Source organism: Phreatobacter sp. (assembly GCF_027532945.1).
Lineage (GTDB): Bacteria > Pseudomonadota > Alphaproteobacteria > Rhizobiales > Phreatobacteraceae > Phreatobacter.
Genome location: NZ_JAPZTZ010000015.1, coordinates 1 through 24,111, shown reverse-complemented (window position 1 = coordinate 24,111; position 24,111 = coordinate 1). Strand labels below are relative to the sequence as shown.

17 protein-coding genes are annotated in these 24,111 nt (G+C 64.9%); 10 read left to right on the top strand and 7 right to left on the bottom strand.

What is annotated here, in order from left to right; all coding sequences use genetic code 11:
- Positions 1-82 precede the first annotated feature (82 nt).
- The 4 genes from trxA to O9344_RS11880 all read right to left on the bottom strand — a co-directional run bounded on the left by trxA (position 83) and on the right by O9344_RS11880 (position 4,332).
- Entirely contained in the window at positions 83-406 is a 324-nt protein-coding gene (gene trxA / locus O9344_RS11895; protein ID WP_298477130.1) for a thioredoxin, read from the bottom strand.
- A 95-nt stretch (positions 407-501) separates the two neighbouring features.
- Positions 502-1,668 (bottom strand): benzoate/H(+) symporter BenE family transporter, encoded by a 1,167-nt coding sequence (locus O9344_RS11890; protein ID WP_298477127.1) that lies wholly within the window; start codon positions 1,666-1,668, stop codon positions 502-504.
- A 291-nt stretch (positions 1,669-1,959) separates the two neighbouring features.
- Positions 1,960-3,378, bottom strand: a complete 1,419-nt coding sequence (ahcY, locus tag O9344_RS11885) for an adenosylhomocysteinase (protein WP_298477124.1) — start codon at positions 3,376-3,378, stop codon at positions 1,960-1,962.
- Between the two features lie 291 nt (positions 3,379-3,669).
- Positions 3,670-4,332 (bottom strand): hypothetical protein, encoded by a 663-nt coding sequence (locus O9344_RS11880; protein ID WP_298477121.1) that lies wholly within the window; start codon positions 4,330-4,332, stop codon positions 3,670-3,672.
- A 1,306-nt stretch (positions 4,333-5,638) separates the two neighbouring features.
- Between O9344_RS11880 and O9344_RS11875 the strand changes: the two genes are divergently transcribed.
- Positions 5,639-5,863, top strand: coding sequence for a hypothetical protein (locus O9344_RS11875; RefSeq protein WP_298477118.1), 225 nt, complete (start codon positions 5,639-5,641; stop codon positions 5,861-5,863).
- A gap of 52 nt (positions 5,864-5,915) precedes the next feature.
- On the opposite strand, the gene O9344_RS11870 is transcribed toward O9344_RS11875, so the two are convergent.
- Both O9344_RS11870 and O9344_RS11865 read right to left on the bottom strand, forming a co-directional pair.
- Positions 5,916-6,647 (bottom strand): ABC transporter ATP-binding protein, encoded by a 732-nt coding sequence (locus O9344_RS11870; RefSeq protein WP_298477115.1) that lies wholly within the window; start codon positions 6,645-6,647, stop codon positions 5,916-5,918.
- Positions 6,647-8,380, bottom strand: a complete 1,734-nt coding sequence (locus O9344_RS11865) for an efflux RND transporter periplasmic adaptor subunit (RefSeq protein ID WP_298477112.1) — start codon at positions 8,378-8,380, stop codon at positions 6,647-6,649. The genes O9344_RS11870 and O9344_RS11865 overlap by 1 nt, the downstream gene beginning before the upstream one ends.
- Before the next feature lie 193 nt (positions 8,381-8,573).
- On the opposite strand from O9344_RS11865, the gene O9344_RS11860 reads away from it, so the two are divergent.
- Complete coding sequence (locus O9344_RS11860; protein WP_298477109.1) at positions 8,574-9,032, top strand: DUF3237 domain-containing protein; 459 nt, start codon at positions 8,574-8,576, stop codon at positions 9,030-9,032.
- 62 nt (positions 9,033-9,094) lie between these two features.
- Complete coding sequence (locus O9344_RS11855) at positions 9,095-10,078, top strand: tripartite tricarboxylate transporter substrate binding protein (RefSeq protein WP_298477106.1); 984 nt, start codon at positions 9,095-9,097, stop codon at positions 10,076-10,078.
- A gap of 282 nt (positions 10,079-10,360) precedes the next feature.
- On the opposite strand, the gene O9344_RS11850 is transcribed toward O9344_RS11855, so the two are convergent.
- Positions 10,361-11,344 (bottom strand): tripartite tricarboxylate transporter substrate binding protein, encoded by a 984-nt coding sequence (locus tag O9344_RS11850; RefSeq protein ID WP_298477103.1) that lies wholly within the window; start codon positions 11,342-11,344, stop codon positions 10,361-10,363.
- Positions 11,345-11,482: 138 nt separating this feature from the next.
- On the opposite strand from O9344_RS11850, the gene O9344_RS11845 reads away from it, so the two are divergent.
- The 7 genes from O9344_RS11845 (at position 11,483) to O9344_RS11815 (ending at position 23,777) form a co-directional block, all read left to right on the top strand.
- The gene (locus O9344_RS11845) at positions 11,483-12,697 is read left to right on the top strand and encodes a putative DNA modification/repair radical SAM protein (RefSeq protein WP_298477100.1); all 1,215 of its coding nucleotides are present in this window, start codon (positions 11,483-11,485) and stop codon (positions 12,695-12,697) included.
- 5 nt (positions 12,698-12,702) lie between these two features.
- Positions 12,703-14,124: a UdgX family uracil-DNA binding protein gene (locus O9344_RS11840; protein WP_298477097.1), complete on the top strand. Its 1,422-nt coding sequence runs from the start codon at positions 12,703-12,705 to the stop codon at positions 14,122-14,124.
- A gap of 895 nt (positions 14,125-15,019) precedes the next feature.
- Positions 15,020-15,628 carry a hypothetical protein gene (locus O9344_RS11835; protein WP_298477094.1) on the top strand — a complete coding sequence of 203 codons (609 nt, stop codon included), beginning with the start codon at positions 15,020-15,022 and terminating at the stop codon, positions 15,626-15,628.
- Between the two features lie 312 nt (positions 15,629-15,940).
- The gene (locus O9344_RS11830; protein WP_298477091.1) at positions 15,941-18,259 is read left to right on the top strand and encodes a nitrate- and nitrite sensing domain-containing protein; all 2,319 of its coding nucleotides are present in this window, start codon (positions 15,941-15,943) and stop codon (positions 18,257-18,259) included.
- 94 nt (positions 18,260-18,353) lie between these two features.
- Positions 18,354-20,984 carry an excinuclease ABC subunit UvrB gene (uvrB, locus tag O9344_RS11825; protein WP_298477086.1) on the top strand — a complete coding sequence of 877 codons (2,631 nt, stop codon included), beginning with the start codon at positions 18,354-18,356 and terminating at the stop codon, positions 20,982-20,984.
- A 70-nt stretch (positions 20,985-21,054) separates the two neighbouring features.
- On the top strand, positions 21,055-21,993 hold the full coding sequence (locus tag O9344_RS11820) for a winged helix-turn-helix domain-containing protein (RefSeq protein WP_298477083.1): 939 nt from the start codon (positions 21,055-21,057) through the stop codon (positions 21,991-21,993).
- Positions 21,948-23,777 (top strand): hypothetical protein, encoded by a 1,830-nt coding sequence (locus O9344_RS11815; protein WP_298477080.1) that lies wholly within the window; start codon positions 21,948-21,950, stop codon positions 23,775-23,777. The genes O9344_RS11820 and O9344_RS11815 overlap by 46 nt, the downstream gene beginning before the upstream one ends.
- Positions 23,778-24,111 lie beyond the last annotated feature (334 nt).

The following is a 24,111-nucleotide window of genomic DNA, read 5'->3' as shown; positions in this document are numbered from 1 at the left end:
TCCGGCGCGGCGATGCGGGTGATCCCCGACGAAAAAAGCCGCCGGGACACGGCGGCTTTTTCAGAAAACGCGGCAGCGCCGGTCAGGCGTGGCCGGAGATCCACTGCTTCAGCGCGGCCTGCGGGGCGGCGCCGGTCTTGCGGTCCACCAACTGGCCGTCCTTGAAGATCATCAGCGTCGGGATCGACATGATGCCGTAGTTCGAGGCGATCTTCGGGTTCTCGTCGACATTGACCTTCACGATCTTCACCTTGTCGCCCATCTCGGCGGAGATGGCGTCGAGGGCGGGCGCGATCATGCGGCAGGGGCCGCACCAGGGGGCCCAGAAGTCGACGACGACCGGCTTGTCGGCCTTGATCACGTCGGTGTCGAAGGATGCATCGGTGGTGGCGGCAACGGCGCCCATGGTTGTCTCCTGTCCTGCGCGAGGAATCGGCCTATTGGGGTCAAGGTAGGCGTCGGCCCGCCGCCATTCAAGGCGAGCGGGGCGATGTTCACCGGCTATTGACCCCGCCGGACCCGCGCATAGGCCTGCTCGACGCCCAGCGCCGCGAGGCCGATGGCGAGGCCCCAGAAGGCGGCGCCCACCCCGGCGATGGTGACGCCGGAGGCCGCGGTGGCGAAGGCGAGGAGGCTCGCAAAGCGCGTGCGCTCCTCCGCCATGGCGCCGGCGAGCGAGCCCATCAGCGCGCCGGTGAGCGCCAGGCCCGCCACCGTCGTCACCAGCGCCTTCGGCATGGCAGCGAAGAGCGCGACGAAGAAGCCGGCAAAGGCGGCAAATCCGATGAAGGCGAGGCCATAGACGATGCCCGCCGGCCAGCGCTTCGCCGGATCGGGATGGGAATCCGGCCCGGCGGCGATGGCCGCGGTGATGGCGGCAAGGTTGGAGGAATGGGCGCCGAAGGGCGCGGAGAGCAGCGAGACGAGGCCGGTCGTGGTGATGATCGGGCCGGCGGCGGGCGCATAGCCATTGGCGCGCAGCACGGCGAGGCCGGGCAGGTTCTGCGCCGCCATCGTCACGAGATAGAGCGGCACGCCGAGGCCGAGGATCGCCGAGGGCACGAAATCCGGCGTCGTCCAGACCAGCCGCGACAGGGCCGCGCCCTCGGGCAGCGGACCGGCAAGGCCGAGCGCATAGGTCAGCGCCACACCCGCCGCCACCACCACCAGCATGGCGCTCGCCGCATGGACGAGCCGGGCGACGAGGAAGATGGCCACCAGCGGCAGGACGAGCAGCGGCACCTGCGGCGCGGCCAGCGCCACATCGGCGACGAAGCGGAACAGCACGCCGGCCAGCATGGCGGCGGCAATGCCGGCGGGGATGCGCGCGACGAGGTTGCCCAGCGGCTTGATCAGCCCGGTCAGGATGATGAGCACCGCCGCCACCACGAAGGCGCCCTCGGCGGCGGGAAAGGCGATGCCGGAGGAGGTGGCGATGAGCGCCGCGCCCGGCGTCGACCAGGCCATGACCACGGGGATGCGATAGTGCCAGGTCAGCGCCATGCCGCCGATCGCCTTGGCGAGGCAGATGGCGGCGAGCCAGGAGATGGTCTGCGCTGGCGTTGCCCCCACCGCCTGCGCCGCGGCGATGACCAGCGCCACCATGCCGGCGAAGCCGACCAGCGGCGCGACGATGCCGGCGGAGAGGGTGGAGAGGGTCAGGGGCATGACACGCGGTATCGATGAGTGAGGGAGCGCTGCATCAGGGAATTGCGTCCTTCGAGGCTCGTTCGCTGCGCTCTCTCGCACCTCAGGATGAGGACGGTGGCGGATGGCATGCTGGGCGGACGAAGCGGTACGGTCGCGCTTCGATCAACCGCGATGCCATGCACAACCGTCCTCATCCTGAGGTGCGAGCGCAGCGAGCCTCGAAGGACGCACTTGGGCGATGCAAGGCGCCCAAAAGGAAAAGGCCCGGCACAGGGCCGGGCCTTCCTCTCGCAAAGCCTGAGGCTTTGATCAATAGCGGTAATGGTCGGGCTTGAAGGGGCCCTTCTCCGGCACGCCGATATAGTCCGCCTGCTCCTTGCTCATCTTGGTGAGCTTCACGCCGAGCTTCTCAAGGTGGAGGGCGGCGACCTTCTCGTCGAGGAACTTCGGCAGGGTGTAGACCTTCTTGGCATACTTGCCGTTGTCGCGGTTCTGCCAGAGCTCGATCTGGGCGAGCGTCTGGTTCGAGAACGACGACGACATCACGAAGCTCGGATGGCCCATGGCGTTGCCGAGGTTCACCAGGCGACCCTCCGACAGGAGGATGATGCGGTTGCCGGCCGGGAACTCGATCTCGTCGACCTGCGGCTTGATGTTGGTCCACTTGAAGTTCTTCAGACCCGAGACCTGGATCTCGTTGTCGAAGTGGCCGATGTTGCAGACGATCGCCCGGTCCTTCATCGCCCGCATGTGGTCGACGGTGATGATGTCCTTGTTGCCGGTGGCGGTGACATAGATGTCGGCGCGCGGCAGCACGTCCTCGATCGTGGCGACCTCGTAGCCCTCCATCGCCGCCTGCAGGGCGCAGATCGGATCGACTTCGGAGACGACGACGCGGCAGCCGGCCTGGCGCAGCGAGGCGGCCGAGCCCTTGCCCACGTCACCGAAGCCGGCGACGAAGGCGACCTTGCCGGCCATCATCACGTCGGTGCCGCGGCGCAGCGCGTCGACCAGCGACTCGCGGCAGCCATAGAGGTTGTCGAACTTCGACTTGGTCACCGAGTCGTTGACGTTGATCGCCGGGAAGAGGAGCTTGCCCTCCTCGGCCAGCTTGTAGAGGCGATGCACGCCCGTGGTGGTCTCCTCGGAGACGCCGCGGATCGCCTTGGCGACCTCGGCGAACCAGCCCTTCGGCTTCTCGCCCAGCATGCGCTTGATGAGGGCGAAGAAGATGACCTCTTCATCCGAGCCCGGCTTGTCGAGGAAGGCCACGTCGCCCTGCTCGGCCTTCAGGCCATAGTGGACGAGCATGGTGGCGTCGCCGCCATCGTCGAGGATCATGTTCGGCACGCCGCCGCCATGCCAGTCGAACAGCTTGGCGGTGTAGTCCCAGTACTCCTCGAGGCTCTCGCCCTTATAGGCGAAGACCGGGATGCCGGCGGCGGCGATGGCGGCGGCGGCATGGTCCTGGGTCGAGAAGATGTTGCAGGACACCCAGCGGATGTCGGCGCCGAGCGCCTTCAGCGTCTCGATGAGCACGGCGGTCTGGATGGTCATGTGCAGCGAGCCGGCGATGCGCGCGCCCTTCAGCGGCTGCGACGGGCCATACTCGGCGCGGATCGACATGAGGCCCGGCATTTCGGTCTCGGCGAGCTCGATCTCCTTGCGGCCGAAGGGAGCGAGCGAGATGTCTTTGACGATGTAGTCCTTGCCGTGTTCGACAGCCATGGGGTCCTCGGAAAGTGCACCGGGCCGGCGGAATGACCGGCTTGTCGGGCGGGGCTGTAGCATGGGTGCCCGTGGGAGGCAATAAAGACATAAAGATTTCTTTATGTGTAAGGGCAGGGTGGTGAAGGAAGGGTGAGGGGGCGCTCTACGTCTTGGCGGTGGAGTTGCCTCGCAACCTGACTCTCAGGATCACCTTCCTGATCGCGCCGACGCCTTTACGACCTTCCTGGTCGAAGAGTTTCGTTCGCGAAAACACACGGACGCGCGCTGCCGCCTGTCCAGAGATCCTCCCTAGCGCGCACTAAGGCCGGAGTTCCGGATGGCTTCCAGAACCTCTATCGCGTCCGCAGAAAGGTAGCTGTCACCTATCGTTCGTGGGACGACGAACCGTCTTGCACCTCCGAGTGGCTCCTTCTGTAAGTGGGTCCCGACCTTCTTTCCAAGCGCGATGACTCGGCCGGGTGCCAGTTTGTTTAGGAGGGGGGCAAGGTATGCCTCACGGCAGCGCCGCATCGACGGAGCATGCGGCATCGCGTCATTGCGCGTCCGGAATGGACACCAGTTCAAATAGGCCACCTCGGATTGGTTGCGCCCACAAGCATCGAGAACCGGCTTAGCAATTCGCCACAAGTTCCACGTCTGCATGTTCTTCGCGTACTGATCGAAAGCAGTCTCCATTAGGTCGGGAGACGCGGTCTCGCTGCGCAAAGTTGAGATGATGGGAAGCAGACGCAAATCCTCAGGCGTTCTGACATAGGCGTCGCCGCCGCCGCCGGGATTGATGCCGAGTAGAACGTCACCCCCTGGCAGAAAGTCTCGCCCTACGAAGCCAATCTGGGGAATTTTCGCATGATTGGGCTCGCTAGCGGGCAATTGACTATCATGTGAACCGAAAATTTCGGTTCGATCCATCCGCATCGCCCGCAACAGAATTTCGTATACTTCAACGTTCATGATTGCCGAACCTCGACTGCGCGCATGGCATCATTCGGGCGGCAAGAATTCTCTGAAGGCACATCTCAAGCCCCCTCACGCCACCTCGTCGACCAACTCCGCCAGCGCCTTGCTCGCATCCAGCGGCTCCTGCCGCGTGCTGGAAAAAACCTTTGTACCTTGGACCATCGCCACTGGGCCGGCGAGGGTGATGAAACTCGCGAGTGGGCTGGTGTCGTCGCAACACTCCCTGTCGATTTAGGTCAATCGCTAGAAAGCTCGCCCGCGAATGCAGACGCCAAGAATTTTTATCTCACACGCGGTTGCCGGTCTGGAGTGTTCGTGCATCATGTTGCTCCGACAAAAAGGGGCGTTCTATGTCACGAAAGATGATCCTGGGTTCCGCATTTGCGTTGTTCGCCATATTGCTCGACGGCACGATCAGCGGTGTGTCGGCTCAGCATCAGAATGCCGGACCAGCATTTCGTGGAATCGATGATGCTCGAGGCATACCTGGCTGCAAGATCGTGCGGTTGGTGGACGGTGGATCACTGAGATGGCGCGGGCAGACGGTCTCGGTCGGCGGAACATGCCCTCCGGACTTTTTGAGCGCGCGCTACGTGAACACCAACACGCTAATCATCAATGGTCGGACTTGCCGCTGGGCAAGCAGCGCGCCGAATAGCGGCTTCTGCCAATAACGGCTTCAACAGTTTCACCAGAAGCGCGTCCGCAAAGGACCAGCACTGACTCGTTCGTCGTCAGGGCATGCGGCGTTCGCCCCGACGGCCAAGGCTGCGCGACGATCAACATCACGCTTCAGGTTCAGTAGCGCCGGTCGCCGATGGCGGGCCTCGGTCAGTCATTGGTCTCGGATCGGCCGGAGGCCACGGCTAAAGCGCCGCCCTTTTCCGTCATGGCCGGGCTTGTCACGGCCATCCACGACTTGAACACCGCGACGGCAAGAGAAGTCGTGGATGCCCGGCACAGGGCCGGGCATGGCGGGTGGTGGCTCGGGAGCGCATCCAGAGAGGCTGCCCTTGACCTCTCCTCCGCGAGAAAACTGCCGACGCGCTTCCTTAACAGACCTGGGAAGCGATTGATTGACGTGCGACTCGCTGCGCGTATTCATAGTATTCCCAAGGGAGTACCGCTTATGCGCGCACCTTTACCGTTGCTGGCAGGCCTCGCCCTGGCGGGCTGTGTCCAGATGGCCTCTGACGGCAGTATGGTCCCGCCGGACCAGCCGGTCTCCGTTAGACAGGTCGCTGGCCGATATGACGTCTTCGCCGCTTGCGCCTTCCTCCGGCTTGAGGAGGGCACTGCCGTGAAGATGACCGAGTTGCGCGGGATCCAGACGATCCGCATCTATCACCAGATTACCGCAGGGTTCATCACCACGACTGACCTGCGGACCTGGGACATGACGGTTCGCCAGGCGGGAGAGAACCGCGTGGAGGTGTCAATCAAAGCCCCAACCACGATCCATGGGGCCGACTATTGGCCCCGCCAGATTTGGGACAAAATCGGAGCGTGCGAGAATCGGCCATAGTCTCGTCGGCAAATCAGACGCCCCCGAGAGATGGCTCCACCACCCCCCCGCCTCACGCCACCTCGTCGACCAGCGCCCCCAGCGCCTTGCCCGCATCCAGCGGCTCCTGCCGCGTGTCGGACAGCACCTTGCCATCCCGGAACCGCACCACCCGGCCGGCGAAGCCCGCCACATCCGGCTCGTGGGTGACGATGAGCACCGTCATGCCCTGCCGGTTCAGCTCCTGGAACAGCGCCATGATCTCCAGCGAGGTGCGGCTGTCGAGGGCCCCCGTCGGCTCGTCGGCGAGCAGCACGCGCGGGTGGTTGACCAGCGCCCGGGCGATGGCGACGCGCTGCTGCTGGCCGCCCGAAAGCTGGGTCGGCAGGTGATGCACGCGTTCGGCGAGGCCGACGCGGGCGAGGGCCTCCTCGGCGCGCCTCTTGCGGTCGCGGCGGGCGACGCCGGCATAGACCATGGGCAGCGCCACATTGGCCAGCGCGTCCTGGCGGTCGAGCAGGTTGAACTGCTGGAAGACGAAGCCGATCTTGCGGTTGCGCACGTCGGCGAGCTGGTCGGCCGACATGGCCGAGACCTCCTCGCCGTCGAGCACGTAGCGCCCGGCGGTGGGCCGGTCGAGGCATCCCACCATGTTCATGAAGGTCGACTTGCCCGAGCCCGAGGGCCCCATCACCGCGACGAACTCGCCCTCCTCGACCTTGACGGAGACGCCGGCCAGCGCCGTCACCACCTGGTCGCCGAGCGTGTAGTGGCGGGCAAGGTCGCTCGTGTCGATGAGCGGCATCAGAACATCCGGAAGCCGCGCGGCGTCGGGGCGCTGCCGCCGGGGCCCTGGCCGGTGCCGATGATGAGCTCGCGGCCCGCCTCGAGGTCGCCGGACATGACCTCGGTCATGGCGCCGTCGGAGACGCCGACGCGCACCGACACAGCCTGCGGCTTGCCATCGGCGCCCACCGTGAAGACGCGGCCGGGCAAGCCGCCATCGGCGCCGCGATTGCCCTCGTAGCGGGCGCGGATCTCGGCGAAGGCCTTGCGCTGGTCGGCGTTCAGCACCGCCTCGATCTTGCGCGCCATCTCGGCGCGGATCTCGCGGAAGCGCTCGACGCGCTGGTTGCGGTCCATGGAGGGGTCGCCCAGCGTGCGGAACAGCGGCCGCGTCTCGGCAACCACGGCATCGATCCGCTCGCGCTGGGAGGCGTCCAGCGTCAGCTCGGTCTTCAGCGTCTCGACGAATTCGCCGATCTGCCGGCCACCCTGAGCGCCGCCGCTACCGCCACCGCCGCCGCCCGCACCGCCGCGTCCGCCGCCCATGGGCGGGCCACCCATCGTCGGCGGGCCGAAGGGATTGGCCGCGGCCTGCGGCTGGGGACGCGCCTCGGCCGGGGCGGCGCCGGCGGGCCGCCAGCGCAAGGCGGCGTTCGGCACGCGCAGCACATTCTCGCGCCGGTCGGTGATGACGCGCAGCGTCGCGGTCATGCCCGGCAGGAGCTCCATGCGCGGGTTCGAGAAGGAGATGATCGCCGTGTAGATGACGACATTCTGCACCGTCTGCGAGCCGAGGCGGACAAGCTTCACCTCGCCGGTGAATTCGCGGCCCGGATAGGCATTGACCGAGAAGGTCACGGTCTGGCCCGAGCGCACGCGGCCGACATCGGCCTCGTCGACATTGGCGTAGATCTCCATGGAGCGCAGGTCCTGCGCCACCAGGAACAGGGTCGGCGCCTGCAGCGAGGCGGCCACCGTCTGGCCAAGCTCCACCTGCCGCTGCACCACGGTGCCCTTCACCGGCGAGCGGATCTCGGTGTTGGAGAGGTCGACCTCGATCTGCCGCACCACCGCCTCGCGCTGGCTGATCTGCGCATCCACCGAGCCGATCTGCGCCTCGGCCACCTTCAGCGCCGCCTGAAGCGACAGTTTCGAGGCCTCGGAGGAGTCGATCTGCGCCCTGGCGGAATCGCGCGCCGCGCGCTGCGTCTCCGCCGTGGCGCGGGCCGTGTCGATGACGGCCTGCGCGACCGCGCCGCGGGCGCCGAGCTCGCGCTGGCGGACATAGTTGCGCTCGGCCTCGGCGAGCTGCGCCTCGACCTGGGCGAGCTTGGCCACCGTGTCGATGCGGGTCGCCTCGGCGCGGGTGATGTCGGCGCGGGCCTGCTCGATCTGGGCGAGCTGCACCTGCCGCGCGGCGCGCACGTTCAGGAGGTCGGCGCGGGCGCCGTCGAGCTTGGCCTTGACCTGGGTCGGGTCGAGCCGCGCCAGCACCTGGCCCGGCTCCACCTGCGAATTGTAGTCGGCGAGGATCTCCAGCACCTGGCCGGAGACCTGCGAGCCGACCACGACCGTGGAGATGGGGTTGATCGTGCCGGTGGCATTGACCGCCGCGATCACGTCGCCGCGGTCGGCCTTGGCGGTGCGCCAGGCCGGCTGCTCCGCCACGGCAAGGCTGCCCGGGCCGGTGAACCACCAGCCGGCGCCTCCGAGGGCGACGATGACGAGGACGAGAACGGCCCAGCGGCGCATGCGGATGGTCACTCCTGTAGCGCGCCTTCTACCATGCCGGGCACGGCCGTTCACATGACAGTTTGGAAAGGTGCGGCGGTGCGGCGCGCCATCCGCCGCCCGATGGTTATTGACAATAACCTTTGGGGAAGGCGACCTTTCCGATCCGATAAGTCCGGGCCGCCAGAAGCCCGACCCATCCCCGGAAACGCCGATGCCCGCCCCGCGCCTCGTTCCCGTCTTCTCCATCGCCGCCGCGGTGGCGCCCGCCGTCGAGGTCGGCGTCACGCCGCTCGGCGAGCGCCGGCTCATCCCCATCCTCGGCGGCGAGGTCACCGGCCCGCGCCTCACCGGCACGGTGCTGCCCGGCGGCACCGACTACCAGTCGATCCGCGACGCGGGCCTCGCCGACATCCACGCCCGCTATGTCATCGAGACGCCGGAGGGCGCGCGCATCTATGTCGAGAACACCGGCATCCGCCGTGGCCCGCCCGACCTCATCGCCCGCCTGCGCCGCGGCGAGAGCGTCGATGCCTCGCAGATCTATTTCCGCACCGTGCCGCGCTTCGAGACCGCCTCGCCCGACCATCTCTGGCTGATGCGCTCCATCTTCGTCTGCATCGGCACGCGCCTGCCCGACCGCGTACTCCTCGACGTCTACGAGGTGGACTGACCCCAGCTGATCCCGGCGAGCGGCCGCCGCCCCCGACAGAAAAGCCGCAGGGAGGATCTCACGTGAAAGCACTGTTTGGGGCGGCCCCAACCGCCATCGGCCTCGCCATCGGCCTCGCCGCCGCTGTCGCTCCGGCGCCCGCCGTGGCGCAGGGGTCGCGCACCATCACCCTGGTCTCCGGCTTCGCCGCCGGCACCGCGCCGGACACGCTCGCCCGCATCCTCGCCGAGGCCATGCAGCGCGCCGGCAATGCCGCCGTCGTCGTCGAGAACGCCTCCGGCGCCGGCGGCCAGGTCGCCTCGGCCCGCGTCGCCCGCGCCGCGGCGGATGGCGCCACCGTCCTGCTCGGTGAGGTCGGCTCGGTCGCCATCGCGCCCTTCGCCTTCGCGACGCTGCCCTACGATCCGGCCAAGGACTTCACCTATGTGAGCGAAGTCGCCCGCACGACCTTCGCCTTCGCCGTGCCGGCGCAGGGCGGTCCCGCCACCATGGCCGGTTTCGTCGAGGCGGCGAAGAAGGCCGACCGCACCCTGCTCGGCACCTTCGGCGTCACCAGCCCCGGCCATATCGCCGCCGAGCTCTTCGCCCAGAGCGCCGGCTTCAAGGCCGAGCCCGTGCACTACCGCGCGGTGGCCGACGGCATCGGCGACATCGCCCGCGGCCAGACCGCCGGCGCCTTCCTCTCGGTGCCGCTCGCCTCGGCGCAGATCCGCACCGCCGGCATTCGCGCCATCCTCCAGACCGGCGAGATGCGCTCGCCCATGCTCCCCGATGTGCCCACCGCTCGCGAGGCCGGCATGCCCGAGCTCACCATGGCCTCCTGGTTCGTGCTGATGGTGCCGGCGGCAACGCCTGCCGCCACCGTCGCCGAGCTGCATCGCGCCGCGGCCGCGGCCATGCGGGACCCGGCGGCGCTGGAGCGCCTCCGCGGCGCCGGTTTCGAGGCGGTCGGCTCGAGCCCGGATGAGGTGAAGGCCATGGTCGCCCGCGAGCGCGACCGCTGGAAGCCGGTCATCGAGCGCGCGGGGATCCGGATCACCAATTGAGGGGGCAGGGGGGCTCAACTGGCCCCGGCCCGGCTGTCCAGCACTGGACACACCGCCCGCCGGCACGGGCTCCCCCTCCACCTCTCCCCGGCGGGGAGAGGTCGGCCGCAGGCCGGGAGAGGGGGTGGTCGTTTCCGCGAAGGCTCCCCCTCTCCCGCCTCGCTGACGCTCGGCGACCTCTCCCCGCCGGGGAGAGGTGGGTCGGTGCCCCCTCTGTCATGCCCCGGTCACGGCCTCCTCGCACTTCGCTTGTGCAGGGCGACAGACCCTGGGACGTCCGCCTCACTCGATCTTCGCGCCCGAGGTCTTCACGATCTCCGCCCAGACCTTGAGGTCCGCCTCCAGGCGGGCCGTGAGCTCGGCCGGGGTGGAGGTCACCACCTCCGCCCCCTGCTGGGCGAACTTCGCCTTCACGTCCTCCGACGCCAGAGCGCGATGCGTCGCCGCCACCAGCTTGTCGACGATGGGCTGCGGCGTGCCGGCCACCGCATAGAGCGCGATCCACAGCTCGGCGTCGAAGCCCGGCACCGTCTCGGCAATTGTCGGCACCGCCGGCACGAAGCTGTTGCGCTTCAGCGTCGACACGCCCAGCGCCCGCACCGTGCCCGCCTGGATCTGGCTGATCGCCGCCGGCAGGTTGGCGAAGGTGATCGGCACATGGCCGGCGATCACGTCGGTCAGCGCCGGGGCGATGCCGCGATAGGGGATGTGCTTGAGGTCGATGCCGGCGCGCGACTTCAGCATCTCGCCGACCAGATGGTTCAGCGTGCCGTTGCCGGCCGAGGCATAGTGGTAGAAGCCCGGCTTCTCCTTCGCCATGCGGATGAGGTCGGCGACCGACTTCGCCTCGAAGCCCGGATGGACGAGGAGCACGTTCGGCACCGTGCCGAGCAGCGAGACCGGCGCGAAATCCTTCACCGGATCGAAGCCGGTGCGGGTGTAGAGGGCCGGGTTGATCGCCTGCGTCGCCGAGATGGTGACGAGAAGCGTGTAGCCGTCCGGCGTCGAGCGGGCGGCGGCCTGCGAGCCGAGATTGCCGCCGGCGCCGGCGCGGTTCTCCACCACGAGTCGCTGTCCCAGCACCTCCGACAGCTTCTCCGCCAGGATGCGGCCGATAATGTCATTCGCCCCGCCGGCGGCCTGCGGCACGATCACCGTCACCGGGCGGTTGGGATAATCGGCCTGGGCGCGGGCGGTGCCGGCCAGCGCGGGAGCTGCGGCGGCGATGAGACCGAGGGCGTGGCGGCGGTCGATGAAACGGGTCATGGCAAATCCAGGGGCTGAAACAGCGGGCGGCAAACGAGTGCCACGCGGTCGCGGCCGCCGGTAGCGGCCTTTCGGCAGGGCGGCATTGATCCAGAGGAGAAAAGAGAACATACAAGGAACAAGAAGCCGGGGATGCGGATGGACGAGACCCTGTCGAAGAAGCTGCGGATCCTTGCCGATGCCGCGAAATACGATGCCTCCTGCGCCTCGTCGGGGGCGCCGAAACGCGCCGCCGGCACCAAGGGCCTCGGCTCGACCACCGGTTCGGGCATCTGCCATGCCTATACGCCGGACGGCCGCTGCATCTCGCTCCTGAAGATCCTCCTGACCAATTATTGCCTCTACGATTGCGCCTATTGCATCAACCGCCGCTCCTCGAATGTGCGGCGCGCCCGCTTCACCGTGCAGGAGGTCGTCGACCTCACGGTCAATTTCTACAAGCGCAATTATATCGAGGGGCTGTTCCTCTCCTCCGGCATCGTCAAGACGCCCGACCACACGATGGAGGAGATGATCGAGGTGGCGAAAAAGCTGCGGCGCGAGCACCGCTTCGCCGGCTACATTCATCTGAAGACGATCCCCGAGGCGAGCCCCTGGCTGATCGAACAGGCCGGGCTCTGGGCCGACCGCCTCTCCATCAATCTCGAACTGCCGAACCAGCAGAGCCTCGAGACCCTGGCGCCGGAGAAGAATGGTGGCACGATCCGCGCCGCCATGGGCCAGATGCACGAGCGTATCGTCGAGGCCAAGGCCGAGAAGCGCCGCTTCTCGCCCGCCGGCCAGAGCACGCAGATGATCGTCGGCGCCGATGCCACCACGGATGAAGGCGTGCTGCGCACGAGCGACGGGCTGTATCGCCGCTATGCGCTGCGCCGCGTCTATTATTCCGCCTTCAGCCCCATCCCCGAGCCGAGCAAGGTGCTGCCGCTGAAGGCTCCGCCGTTGCAGCGCGAGCACCGGCTCTACCAGGCGGACTGGCTGCTGCGCTTCTACGGCTTCTCGGTGGACGAGGTGGCGGCGGGGGGCGATGCCGGCATGCTCGACCTCGACATCGACCCGAAACTCGCCTGGGCGCTGAAGCACCGCGAGCGCTTCCCCGTCGACGTCAACACAGCCGATCGCGAGCTGCTGCTGCGCGTGCCGGGCCTCGGCACCCGCGTGGTGGACCGCATCATCGCCGCCCGCCGCCATACGACACTGCGGCTCGACGACCTCGCGCGGTTGACGCCGGGCCTGAAGCGCGCCCGGCCCTTCCTCATCACCCCCGACCACCGGCCGACGCGGCTCATTGACCGGCAGGACCTGCGCGCCCGCATCGCGCCGAAGCCGGCGCAGCTTGAGCTGTTCGGGTGACACCAATGGGCCGTGCAGCACCGTCCCTTGTCCAGATCCAGCTCGGCGCGGGCGCCGATCTCGACGGCTTCCGCGCCGCCGCGCGCAGCCTGATTGCGGCCAACCTCCCGCCGGAGGCCGTGGTCTTCACCTCAGGTGAGGCGGCCGACCTCTTCGGCGCGCCGGTGCTCCCCGAGGGCGAGCCGCTCAGCCTGCCGCGCGCCGCCGCCGATCTCGTCGGGCTGGTCGCCTGCCACCGCGATCCCGAGCGCTGGGCGCTGCTCTACCGGCTTATCTGGCGGCTGACCCTCGGGGAGAAGGCACTGCTGGAGGTGATGAGCGACCCGCTCGTCCACCGCCTCGCGATGATGGGGAAAGCCATACGCCGCGACCTCCACAAGATGCACGCCTTCGTCCGCTTCCGCCGCGTCGAGACGGCGGAGGGCGAGCGCTACATCGCCTGGTTCGAGCCGGACAACCACATCCTCGCCGCCGCCGCGCCCTTCTTCCGCAACCGCTTCGGCGCGCTGGACTGGACCATCCTCACCCCCGAGGGCCGGGTGCGCTGGACCGGCGGCGCGCTCCATTACGGCCCGCCCGCGACGCGCGACGAGGCGCCGGAGGGCGACGGCTTCGAGGCGGGCTGGCGCGACTATTACGAGAGCACCTTCAACCCGGCCCGGCTGAACACCACGGCCATGCGGGCGGAGATGCCGAAGAAATACTGGCGCAACATGCCGGAGACGGCGGCGATCCCCGCCCTGGTGCGCGCCGCCACCGCGCGCGTCGGCGACATGATGGAGCGGGAGCCCGCCTTGCCGGTGAAACGCAATCCGGACAGGGCGGTCGCCGCCATGCAGGCCGCCGGCCCCCGCTCGCTGGAGCAGCTGAACCGCATCATATCAGCCTCCGAGCCGCTGGTGCCGGGCGCCACCCGCGCCGTGCTGGGGGAGGGACCGGTGGGCGCCGCCATCGCCTTCGTCGGCGAGCAGCCCGGCGACCAGGAGGATTTGGAGGGCCGCCCCTTTATCGGCCCTGCCGGCCAGCTGCTCGACCGCGCGCTCGCCGAGGCCGGCATCGACCGCGCCTCCGTCTATCTCACCAATGCGGTGAAGCACTTCAAGTTCGTGCGCCGCGGCACCCGCCGCATCCATGACTCGCCCACCGCCGGCGAGGTGAAGCATTATCGCTGGTGGCTGGAGCGCGAGCTCGACCTCGTCCGGCCGGGCCTCGTCGTGGCGCCCGGCGCCACCGCGGCGCTCGCCCTCACCGGCACGGCCATCCCCATCGGCCGCAACCGCGGGCCCTTCCGCTTCGGTGAGAGGCCGGGCTTCCTCACCGTCCACCCGTCCTCGCTCTTGCGCCACCCCGATCCTGAAGCGCGGGAGGAGGGCTTTGCGGCCTATTGCGAGGATATGAGGCGCATCAGGGACCTGGCTGCGGCCTGACGGTTTCGCAGGCTACATCTACCTCAAGATAATTTCCCATGTGCGTCCCTCGCTGGACGAGCTGGTCAGCGTCCGGGCCCACTGACTCTCCACGAATCTAGGACTGCCGACCTTGCAGTGCCTAAAGACCCCCGAAACGTAAAGGAAAGGCTGCGCGACCGGGACCGCGATAGAACAAATGCACAAGCCCAATCTGCAGACCATGAGGTTCTTGACCCATCAAGAGGATTGCCGCCGCCCGATCTGCCTCATGCAGCGATTATCTCCATAATAACAATGAGTTAGTTCGATTTATTTTCGAGCCGCCGACGGTAATGGAGGCAAATCACATCGATGTCGTCTGAAGCTATTGATTTTCTAAGTTGCAGCTGATCTAAATTTGCTCGGAGTGAGAGCATTAAGGTTCCTTTATGTCTGGATCTGGCTGGCGGGCAGTTTTATTGCGATGGGTGTTGTATGTTTTGCTAGCATGCACGCCATTTGCAGTGTTGGCCAAGGTTTACAGCGTAGATCTAATTAAAAGATCAACGGGATATGGGTTTTCTTTGATTGTTCCAGACGTGTTAATCGCAGATTTTGCGTTCATTGGAGTTGCATTATTTTTCTCGGTTCTACCGGAGTGGCTTGTAGACAAAAGAAAACTAGGCGAGCAAAGGAAATTTTATCTGATTGCTTTAAGAATGATAGTTATAATTTGCGCCGTTGGCTGTTTTATTGATTATGTATTGATTCAGTATGAAATCAATGAACTCAGGGCATCCCCATCGGACGGCGCCGCACGCTCGTTTCAGAAGGTGCTCGAGCATAAATCGGCCATGTTTTGGGTTGTTTTAGGAGTAGTATTTTCAACTCTGGCGTCTTCGCTTTGCATGGCGAATTCCACTAGGAGGTCTTGATGAGCGGTGAGACAAGCCTCTTTATTGTGCTGGTGGGTATGGTCGGAATCGCATCACTGCCTATCTATCTGTTTTTTGAATGGAACAACCTCAGGCGACGTCGGATTCGCGATGAACGTATTGCAGAAGCGCGGAAACAGTTTTCGTCAATGGTCTTGAAATCTAATTTGGGTGATCTCTCAAGCATTGCGCAGAAAGTTGCTGAAGAGGTGGTTGCGCAAATCCAAACGGATAACCCATTGAAAAGAGAAGCGTACATTCGTCAGAATCTAGAGGTTATTTACGCGCTCCATTTCGTTGACATGAATTTTTTGGATTTGTTCCAGAGTGCATTGCGGGAGAATTTTGACAAAGTCCGCGACCCAAAGAAATTGAAGATAATTGATCGGGCATTAGTACAATGGAAAAATTCTAAATCTGATAGTGTTCAGATCTTGGAGCACAAATTATTCGAGCTTCTTGCCGAAGAAAACTCCGAAAGACGTGAGGAATTTGCTGGTGCATTAGCCTACATTGACGACAATGCAAATGCGCTACGGGTAAAAAAATTTATCGCAACAGGCATTCGGCGTGCTGTTCATCCGGAAGTCCAGCGTCAATCGGCCTAGAGTCTGTTGCTAATTCGTTGTCGTCGGCGGCCCTTCCGCTTCGGCGAGAGGCCAGGCTTCCTCACCGTCCACCCCTCCTCGCTCTTGCGCCACCCCGATCCTGAAGCGCGGGAGGAGGGCTTTGCGGCCTATTGCGAGGATATGAGGCGCATCAGGGACCTGGCTGCGGCCTGAAGGGACCGGCCGTCGCGGAGACCGACGGCGGCGGCAGCGAACCCGCGGTCGGCGATTGTTGCGACAAAAAACAGAATGTTAATGCTAAATTAGCCATGTCATCAGCATGATGGTTGCAGGATTCGAGGGATTGCAACCATGAACCTCCTGCGCAATGCGTCCATCGGGCGCCGCATCGCCTTTGCCGTGGTCGTCCCGCTCCTCGCCGCCATCGGCTTCGGCAGTGACATTGTCAGGGAAAGCTGGGAAGAGGCGGGCGCGGCCCGCCAGATGGCCTCCGTCGCCGCTGCGGGTCCCCAGTTCGGCGCGGTGGTCCACGAACTCCAGACAGAGCGCGGGCTGACCAACACCGTGCTGCGCAATCCGCAGAACCGCACGGCCGTCGAGGCGCGCGCCGCACAGCTCTCCAAGGTCGATCTGGCCCTCGGCGCGCTGCGCGGTGCTGTCACCACCGCCATCGCCGAGATGGGCGAGGGGGCGGCGACCGCTCGCGAGGCGCTGGCCCGGATCGACGAGCTCTCGGCGCTCCGCCAGGCCGTCGATGCCCGGTCCATCGCGCCCGATGCGGCTCTCGCCCGCTACACCGCCATCATCGATGGCTTCCTGGCCCCGGTGGAATCCCTCGCCCGCCATGGGCGCGTCGGCCCGACCGCGCGGGCCGTCGTCGTCTATGCCAGCGTGCTGCGCGCCAAAGAGGCGGCCGGCCTTGAACGCGCCACCGGCGCCGGCGCCTTCTCCCCCACCGGTTTCGCGCGCGACCGCTTCCAGCGCTTCGCCGAACTCGCGGCCATCCAGGACAGCTATCTCGCCGTCGCCCGCCGCTATGGCAGTGCCGACCAGGCGCGCCGGATCGCCGAGCTTGGCCAGTCGCCGCAGAGCGAGGCGGTCACCCGGCTGCGGGCGCTGGCGGCGCGCGCCGCCCTCAATGGCGGCGAGGGCATGGACCCGCTCGAATGGTTCCGCGTCTCCACCGGCCGGATCGACGCGATGAAGGGCATCGAGGATGCGTTCAGCCAGGACCTCACCGCGGTGATCGCGACGGCCGCCGAAGAGGCGCACCGCCGGCTGACGCTGGTGGTCGGCATTGTCCTCGCCGTCACCATTCTCGCCGCTCTCGCCGCATGGCTGGCGGCGCGCTCCATCACCCGCCCGCTGCGCTCCCTGACCGACCACATGCAACGCCTCGCCGAGGGGGACACCAGCGGCGAGATCGAAGGCGGGGATCGCACCAACGAGATCGGCGCCATGGTGCGGGCGGTGCAGGTCTTCCGCGACAATGCCATGGCGCGCGCGCGGCTGGAGCAGGAGGCGGAGCTGGAGCGCCAGCGCGAATTGCAGCGACAGGCGGCGCTCGACGAGATGATCGTGGCCTTCCGCGCCTCGGTCGCCGAGGTCATCGGGACGGTCGACAGCGAGATCACCGGTATGCGGCACACCGCTGCCGCGCTGGAGCGCGTCGCCGGCCAGGCGAGCGGCCGCGCCGGCGAGGGGCGCGACGCCTCCGCCGCGTCCTCCACCGACGTCCAGGCGGTCTCGGCCGCCGCCGAGGAACTGATCAGCTCGATCAGCGAAATCTCCAGCCGGATCCACGCCACCAGCGCCTGTATCGGCCGCGCCACGGAGGCCTCCCGCTCGACCGATGCGGAGGTCTCGGGCCTCGCCGAGCTTGCCGCCAAGATCGGCACCATCGTCGACATCATCCGCTCCATCGCCGAGCAGACCAATCTCCTCGCCCTCAACGCCACCATCGAGGCGGCGCGGGCCGGGGAGGCGGGCCGCGGCTTCGCCATCGTCGCCTCCGAGGTGAAGGCGCTGGCGAGCCAGACCTCCAGCGCCACCGACGAGATCGCCGCCCAGATCGGCGCCATCCAGGGCGCCACCCGCACCACCGTCGCGGCCATTCGCGGCATCGGCGGCACGGTCGGCGAGATCGGCGACCTGACGACCTCCATCGCCGCCGCCGTCGAGGAACAGACCGCCGCCACCCAGGAGATCGCCGCCGCCATCGCCCGCGCCTCCGACGGCTCCGACGCCGTGCTGCGCGCCATCACCGACGTCACCGTGGTGATCGGCGAGACCAATGACGAGGCGCGCCGCGTGGCCGAGGTCGGCGAGCTCCTGTCCGGCGCCACCCGCCGCCTCATCGGCAGCGTCGACACCTTCCTGTCCGACATCGCCAAGGACGTGAAGGACCGCCGCAGCGCGGTGCGCCGCCGCAGCACCCAGGCGGTGTTGGTATTCAGCGATGGCCGCAGCATCACTGCCCGCCTCGCCGACATTTCCGAGACCGGCGCGCGGGTGCAGGGCGTGCCCGCGCTGCCCGATGGACAGCGCGTCACGCTGCGCTTCCTCGACGGCGCCGAGATGGGGTCGCAGGTGGTCTGGACCAAGGACGGCGCCGTCGGCCTGCAGTTCGACATGCCGATCGGCGAGGCCGTGGTGCGCCGCGCCGCCTGACCCGCAGCCTCCCACTGCCACATGCTGGCAGCAGCATGGCGGGAGGGCGGCCTTCGCCCTTTCCGCTGCCGGCCGGCGGGCCCATATTGCCGCCATGCCGAAAAGCCCCAAACCCTCCGCTGGTCCCGCCGCCGCGTCGAAGCCCGCCCGCGCGGGTAAAACCAGGGCGCCGAACTCCAAGGCCTCGAAGCCCGAGCTGCAGCCGCTGGGGCCCGCTCTGGCCGAGCTGCTCAACCCCGCCATCAACCGCGGCACGGCCGGCCTCGGCTCCGGCACCGGCCCCACTGCTGGCTTCGCCGAAGCCCCGCAGGCGGCGTTCAAGGCGGAGGCCACCCTCGCCGACAAGGCCCTCGCCCACCGCCTCGGCATCGGCGTCGAACAGGCCCAGGCCCTCGACATCGAGGCGGAGATCGGCTCCTCCGGCGTCACCGCCACGGTCAAGGCGCTGGAGCGGCTGATCCAGGAGGGCCGCCCGGAGGTCAATGGCCAGGTCTGGGTGCCGCACAAGCCGCCGCGGCCCGAGAAGTGGGAGGGCGGCAAGCGCTTCGAGATCGTCTCCGACTTCAAGCCCGCCGGCGACCAGCCGCAGGCCATTTCCGAGCTCGTCACCGGCCTGAAGGCCGGCGAGCGCGACCAGGTCCTGCTTGGCGTCACCGGCTCGGGCAAGACCTTCACCGCCGCGCAGATCATCAACGAGACCCAGCGCCCCGCCATCGTCCTGGCGCCGAACAAGACGCTGGCCGCCCAGCTCTATGGCGAGTTCAAGAGCTTCTTCCCCAACAATGCGGTGGAGTACTTCGTCTCCTACTACGACTATTACCAGCCGGAGGCCTACGTTCCCCGCTCGGACACCTATATCGAGAAGGAATCCTCCATCAACGAGCAGATCGACCGGATGCGCCACTCGGCGACGCGCGCCCTGCTTGAGCGCGACGACGTCATCATCGTCGCCTCGGTCTCCTGCATCTACGGCATCGGCTCGGTCGAGACCTATACGGCCATGACCTTCGGCGTGAAGGTCGGCGAGCGGCTCGACCAGCGCCAGCTCATCGCCGACCTCATCGCGCTCCAGTACAAGCGCACGCAGATGGATTTCTCCCGCGGCACGTTCCGGGTCCGCGGCGACACGATCGAGCTCTTCCCCGCCCACCTCGAGGACCGCGCCTGGCGCATCAACCTCTTCGGCGACGAGGTCGAGTCCATCCACGAATTCGACCCGCTCACGGGGCAGAAGAATGCCGAGCTCGGCTTCGTGAAGGTCTATGCGAACTCGCACTACGTCACGCCGCGCCCGACCCTCGTCCAGGCCATTTCCGGCATCAAGGAGGAGCTGAACTGGCGCCTCGAGGAGCTGAACCGCGCCGGCCGCCTCTTGGAGGCGCAGCGGCTGGAGCAGCGCACCCGCTTCGACCTCGAAATGATGGAGGCCACCGGCTCCTGCGCCGGCATCGAGAACTATTCCCGCTGGCTCACCGGCCGCCGCCCCGGCGAGCCGCCGCCCACCCTCTTCGAATATGTCCCCGACAACGCCCTCGTCTTCGTCGACGAGAGCCACGTCACCATCCCGCAGATCGGCGCCATGTATCGCGGCGACTTCCGCCGTAAGGCCACCCTTGCCGAATATGGCTTCCGCCTGCCCTCCTGCATGGACAACCGCCCCTTACGCTTCGAGGAATGGGAGGCCATGCGGCCGCAGACCGTCCATGTCTCGGCCACCCCCGGCGGCTGGGAGCTGGAACAGACCGGCGGCACCTTCTCCGAACAGGTCATCCGCCCCACCGGCCTCATCGACCCGCCCTGCATCATCCGCCCCGCCCGCACCCAGGTCGACGACCTCATCGGCGAGGTGAAGGCCACCTCCGCCGCCGGCTATCGCTCCCTCGTCACCGTGCTCACCAAGCGCATGGCCGAGGACCTCACGGAATACCTGCACGAGCAGGGCGTGCGCGTCCGCTACATGCATTCCGACATCGACACGATCGAGCGCATCGAGATCCTTCGCGACCTGCGCCTCGGCGCCTTCGACTGCCTCGTCGGCATCAACCTCTTGCGCGAGGGCCTCGACATCCCGGAATGCGCGCTGGTCGCCATCCTCGATGCCGACAAGGAGGGCTTCCTGCGCTCGGAAACCTCGCTGATCCAGACCATCGGCCGCGCCGCCCGCAATGTCGACGGCCGCGTGCTGCTCTATGCCGACCAGATGACCGGCTCCATGGAGCGCGCCATCGCCGAGACCAACCGCCGCCGCGAGAAGCAGACGGCCTGGAACGAGGCCCACGGCATCACCCCGCAGACCATCAAGCGGCAGATCGCCCAGATCCTCGACTCGGTCTACGAGAAGGACCACGTCACCGTGGATGCCGGCCTCGCCAAGCAGGGCGCGGCGGTCGGCCACAACATGCAGGCGGTCATCGGCGACCTCGAAAAGCGGATGCGCGAGGCCGCCGCCGACCTGCGCTTCGAGGAGGCCGCGCGCCTGCGCGACGAGCTCAAGCGCCTGCGCGAGACCGAACTCGCCATTTCCGACGACCCGCTGGCCCGGCAGGAGGCGGTGGAGGACCGCACCGGCGGGTTCAGGGGCGCGAAGAAATATGGCGCGCGGGGAAATTTGCCGCCGTCACGGGCGGCGAAGCCGGGATTGGATGCGATGGGGCCAGGGACGGATCGGGAAGTGCCGGCCGGGGCGGAGGTGAGGAAGAAGGGCGGGGGCAAGCCGAAGCGCTAAGGAACCGGACCGTGTGGACAACGTGGTGTTGAATGTTGCACAACAACGTAAATTAGGGTGGCAGTAGCGCATGCAGCCCAGTCTCTTACATGTGGCCGAGAAAATTCTGACGCGTCTTGATCGACCGGCGACGGCCCAGGAGATCATTGAAGAAGCGCGCCGTGACCCCGCTTTGTCTAGAGAAATTCGGGGTAAAACACCGCATAAAACGTTGCAGGCCAGAATATCGGTCGACATCCTAAAAAAGCGGGATGGGTCGTTGTTTTACAGAAATGCGCCGGCCCGCTTCGGTCTACGAAGGTTTCTTAAGGATAGAAATCTTTCTCGCATCGAAAAAAATATTCACATTGGCCGGCGCCGACGTAGGGAAATCCCCCGTGGTGAGGTAGCAGTAGTATCAAAAGCTCGACTGGCCGCGTTCGATACTGCGGGCTTTTTCCCCGCAAAAGCGTACCCTTTAAGATCTCTGCAATATATCGACGTGTCATATCTTGACGCTAAGCTGGCAAAGTTTGATGATACCCAAGCAGAGCTGATGTGTTTTGTTGTGCTGCGAAGCGCAAATGATTTTCTGACCTATGAGGTCGGCGCTCTAGCGCCAATACGTAACACATTCGATGGGCACAACAGTATAGGTTTTATTGATAACATACGTTCAAGCGATCTCGATCTATTCAATAAGTACAATGTTGGCTTCGAGACCGCCGCTCGACGAATTGTGCATGACGAAATACTTTTTTTATCGAGCGATGTCAGAGAATATATAAATGACGTTCAGTTCCTTGGTTTCATCGCGTCTCCACTTAGGGGAAATGCGCCGCAACATTCCAGAGGGTTCATCGGATTAATCGCGATAATCGACTCGAAGTGCCGGTTCGAGACTGAAGGGACAAGCTTGGGCTACCGCAATCTGAAGTGGCGACCTGTTGACTCCTGCTACTCAGCTATTGCAGAATTTGACCCATGGTCTCAGTATCTACTCCGCGCATTCAGGACAGAACAGTACTAAAATGGTTCTGTCAAAGAGAGATATTCGCGCATTACGTCAATTCTGAATCATATCGCTTTCGCGGTCAGAGGTTCGATCCGGCGCGTCATCTGAAGCTCTTGAAGATATCGCTTCTTTTGAATGCGGGACGAGTCCATATTCCTTACGCGCAGATGCAGGAACTATACGTTCGCTCAAAAGAAATACAAGAATGCATTTCAATTTTCTATGACGCGGGGCTGGTTAAGTTCCTTAGTCCATACGAAGATGCGGCCTCGTTCTTGACTAGCAGAGAAAAACTATATGCCGGCGTGGAAAATAAGTACCCAGTTTATTTCGGAAGAAAAATTAAGCTTATAGGGAGGCCGAACCAGGTAATTATTGGAGATACGACGGAATACATCAGAGAGCGATTTTCGAATGCGATCCATGACAGCGAACTTAAAACCAATATGATCGACATTGAAGATGTCATCAGGCTCCGAAAAAACAAGGAATTTATCTTAGGGGCAACAAGCGGCGAAAAATTTGGAATGACGTATTCGGTCTTTGAGGGGAAAGAAATACTCCCCAAGCCCGCAGAGTCAATTTTCTTCGGCGACGTATCATGGAGGTTGTTCTGCGAGAAGTATGGGCAACTTGAGCAGGTTTTTCCGACGGGTTATATCTTCGATGAAAAAATCGAGAACTACGCGATATTTCCGTTGTTTGACATACACGTGAACGATGCGGTGCTTAAGAAGATAAGAATAGATCACTGCTATGACGGCAGATTGTCCTCTGATGATCTTGTGGCGCTACGATTTGATCCGCATTTCGAAGATTTCGTATACGGGAAGATGTCTTTCATATTAGCGCTGATGATGGCGCTAATGGAGAGTCAGGATAAGCGTGAGATTCCTTATGATCGGGCCGTTGCACTTTTGTCGGCGGCGATCGGTAAAATCCCTGTGTCCACTATCCCATTGGGTGGAGCAGTCTCCGGTTTGGACGCCTACGCTCGGATACTCGAGCTAACTTCAAGCGCGAAGAAAATGATACCTCACTTCCAAGATAGCTTTAGCAAGGTTGAGGTCATGACGCCGAAGCCCCTTAAGATTGTTGTGTTCACAGCAACCGACAAAGAAAGCGAAACTTTTGCCGCAATCGCATTGGCGTCGGGCTTCAAGCCACTGGGGACCGTTCATATAGGTGACCAGATATTTGGAAACAATTATCGTCGCGGGTTAGATGTCGAGATTATTCACATTCAGACTGGCATGGGATCAGCTGGTCTGCACGGTTCGCAGCGGATTGCAGAAAAAGCTCTCATCTTCAGCGAACCACACTATGCAGTTTCTCTAGGGATATGTTTTTGCATCAATGAAAAGAAGCAGTCCCTCGGCGACGTTATTTTTGCGGATCGGATAAGTTGTTACGAGCCGGCTGGTGTGCGCAATGATTTCATTGAGCAGCGAGGCCCTAAAGTTCCAGTTGCAGACAACATCATCACGTTGGCTCATGCAATGAAGTTGACGAGGAAGGGGTATAAGCTAATTACCGGCCACGTCCTGTCGGGGGAGAAGCTCGTAGATAATCGGGTGTTTCGTGACAGCTTGCTTAAATTCGAAAGCAAAGCCGTCGGCGGGGAAATGGAAGGTGCGGGTATCGTGACCGCCTGCCAAGCGGCCGCGGCGAAAATGATACTGATCAAGGGGATATGCGATTTTGCGGCAAACAAGACAGATGCAGCCCATGAGCTGGCGGCCGAGAACGCAATTTCATTCTTTTTCGAGTTCTTGAGCGATCTGGTCAAATCCTACTAGGCCAACGAGGGAGTGATGCCTGCGTAAGTTCCTGGTGGCTTTTGTACGGGGGGACAACTTCACCACCCTCCCATCCTCCCCTTCCGCCCAACCCCTGATCCTCCCCGCCTTTCCGCGCCTCCCCCGTTCCGCGCCGGCCAAACTTCTCCCCATCCGCCCAACATCCCGCATCCTCCCCGCACCTTCTGCCCTGTCGAGGCATCGTCCGGTGGTGCGGGCGATGGGGCGGAGGGGCGGTTCCCCGGTGCATGTGGCCTTACCAGCCGCCGCGCCGGGGCGTCGCCGGGAGCACCGCCCCTTCGGGCCCTCAAGGCGCTGCCGCGCCGGGGGTGAC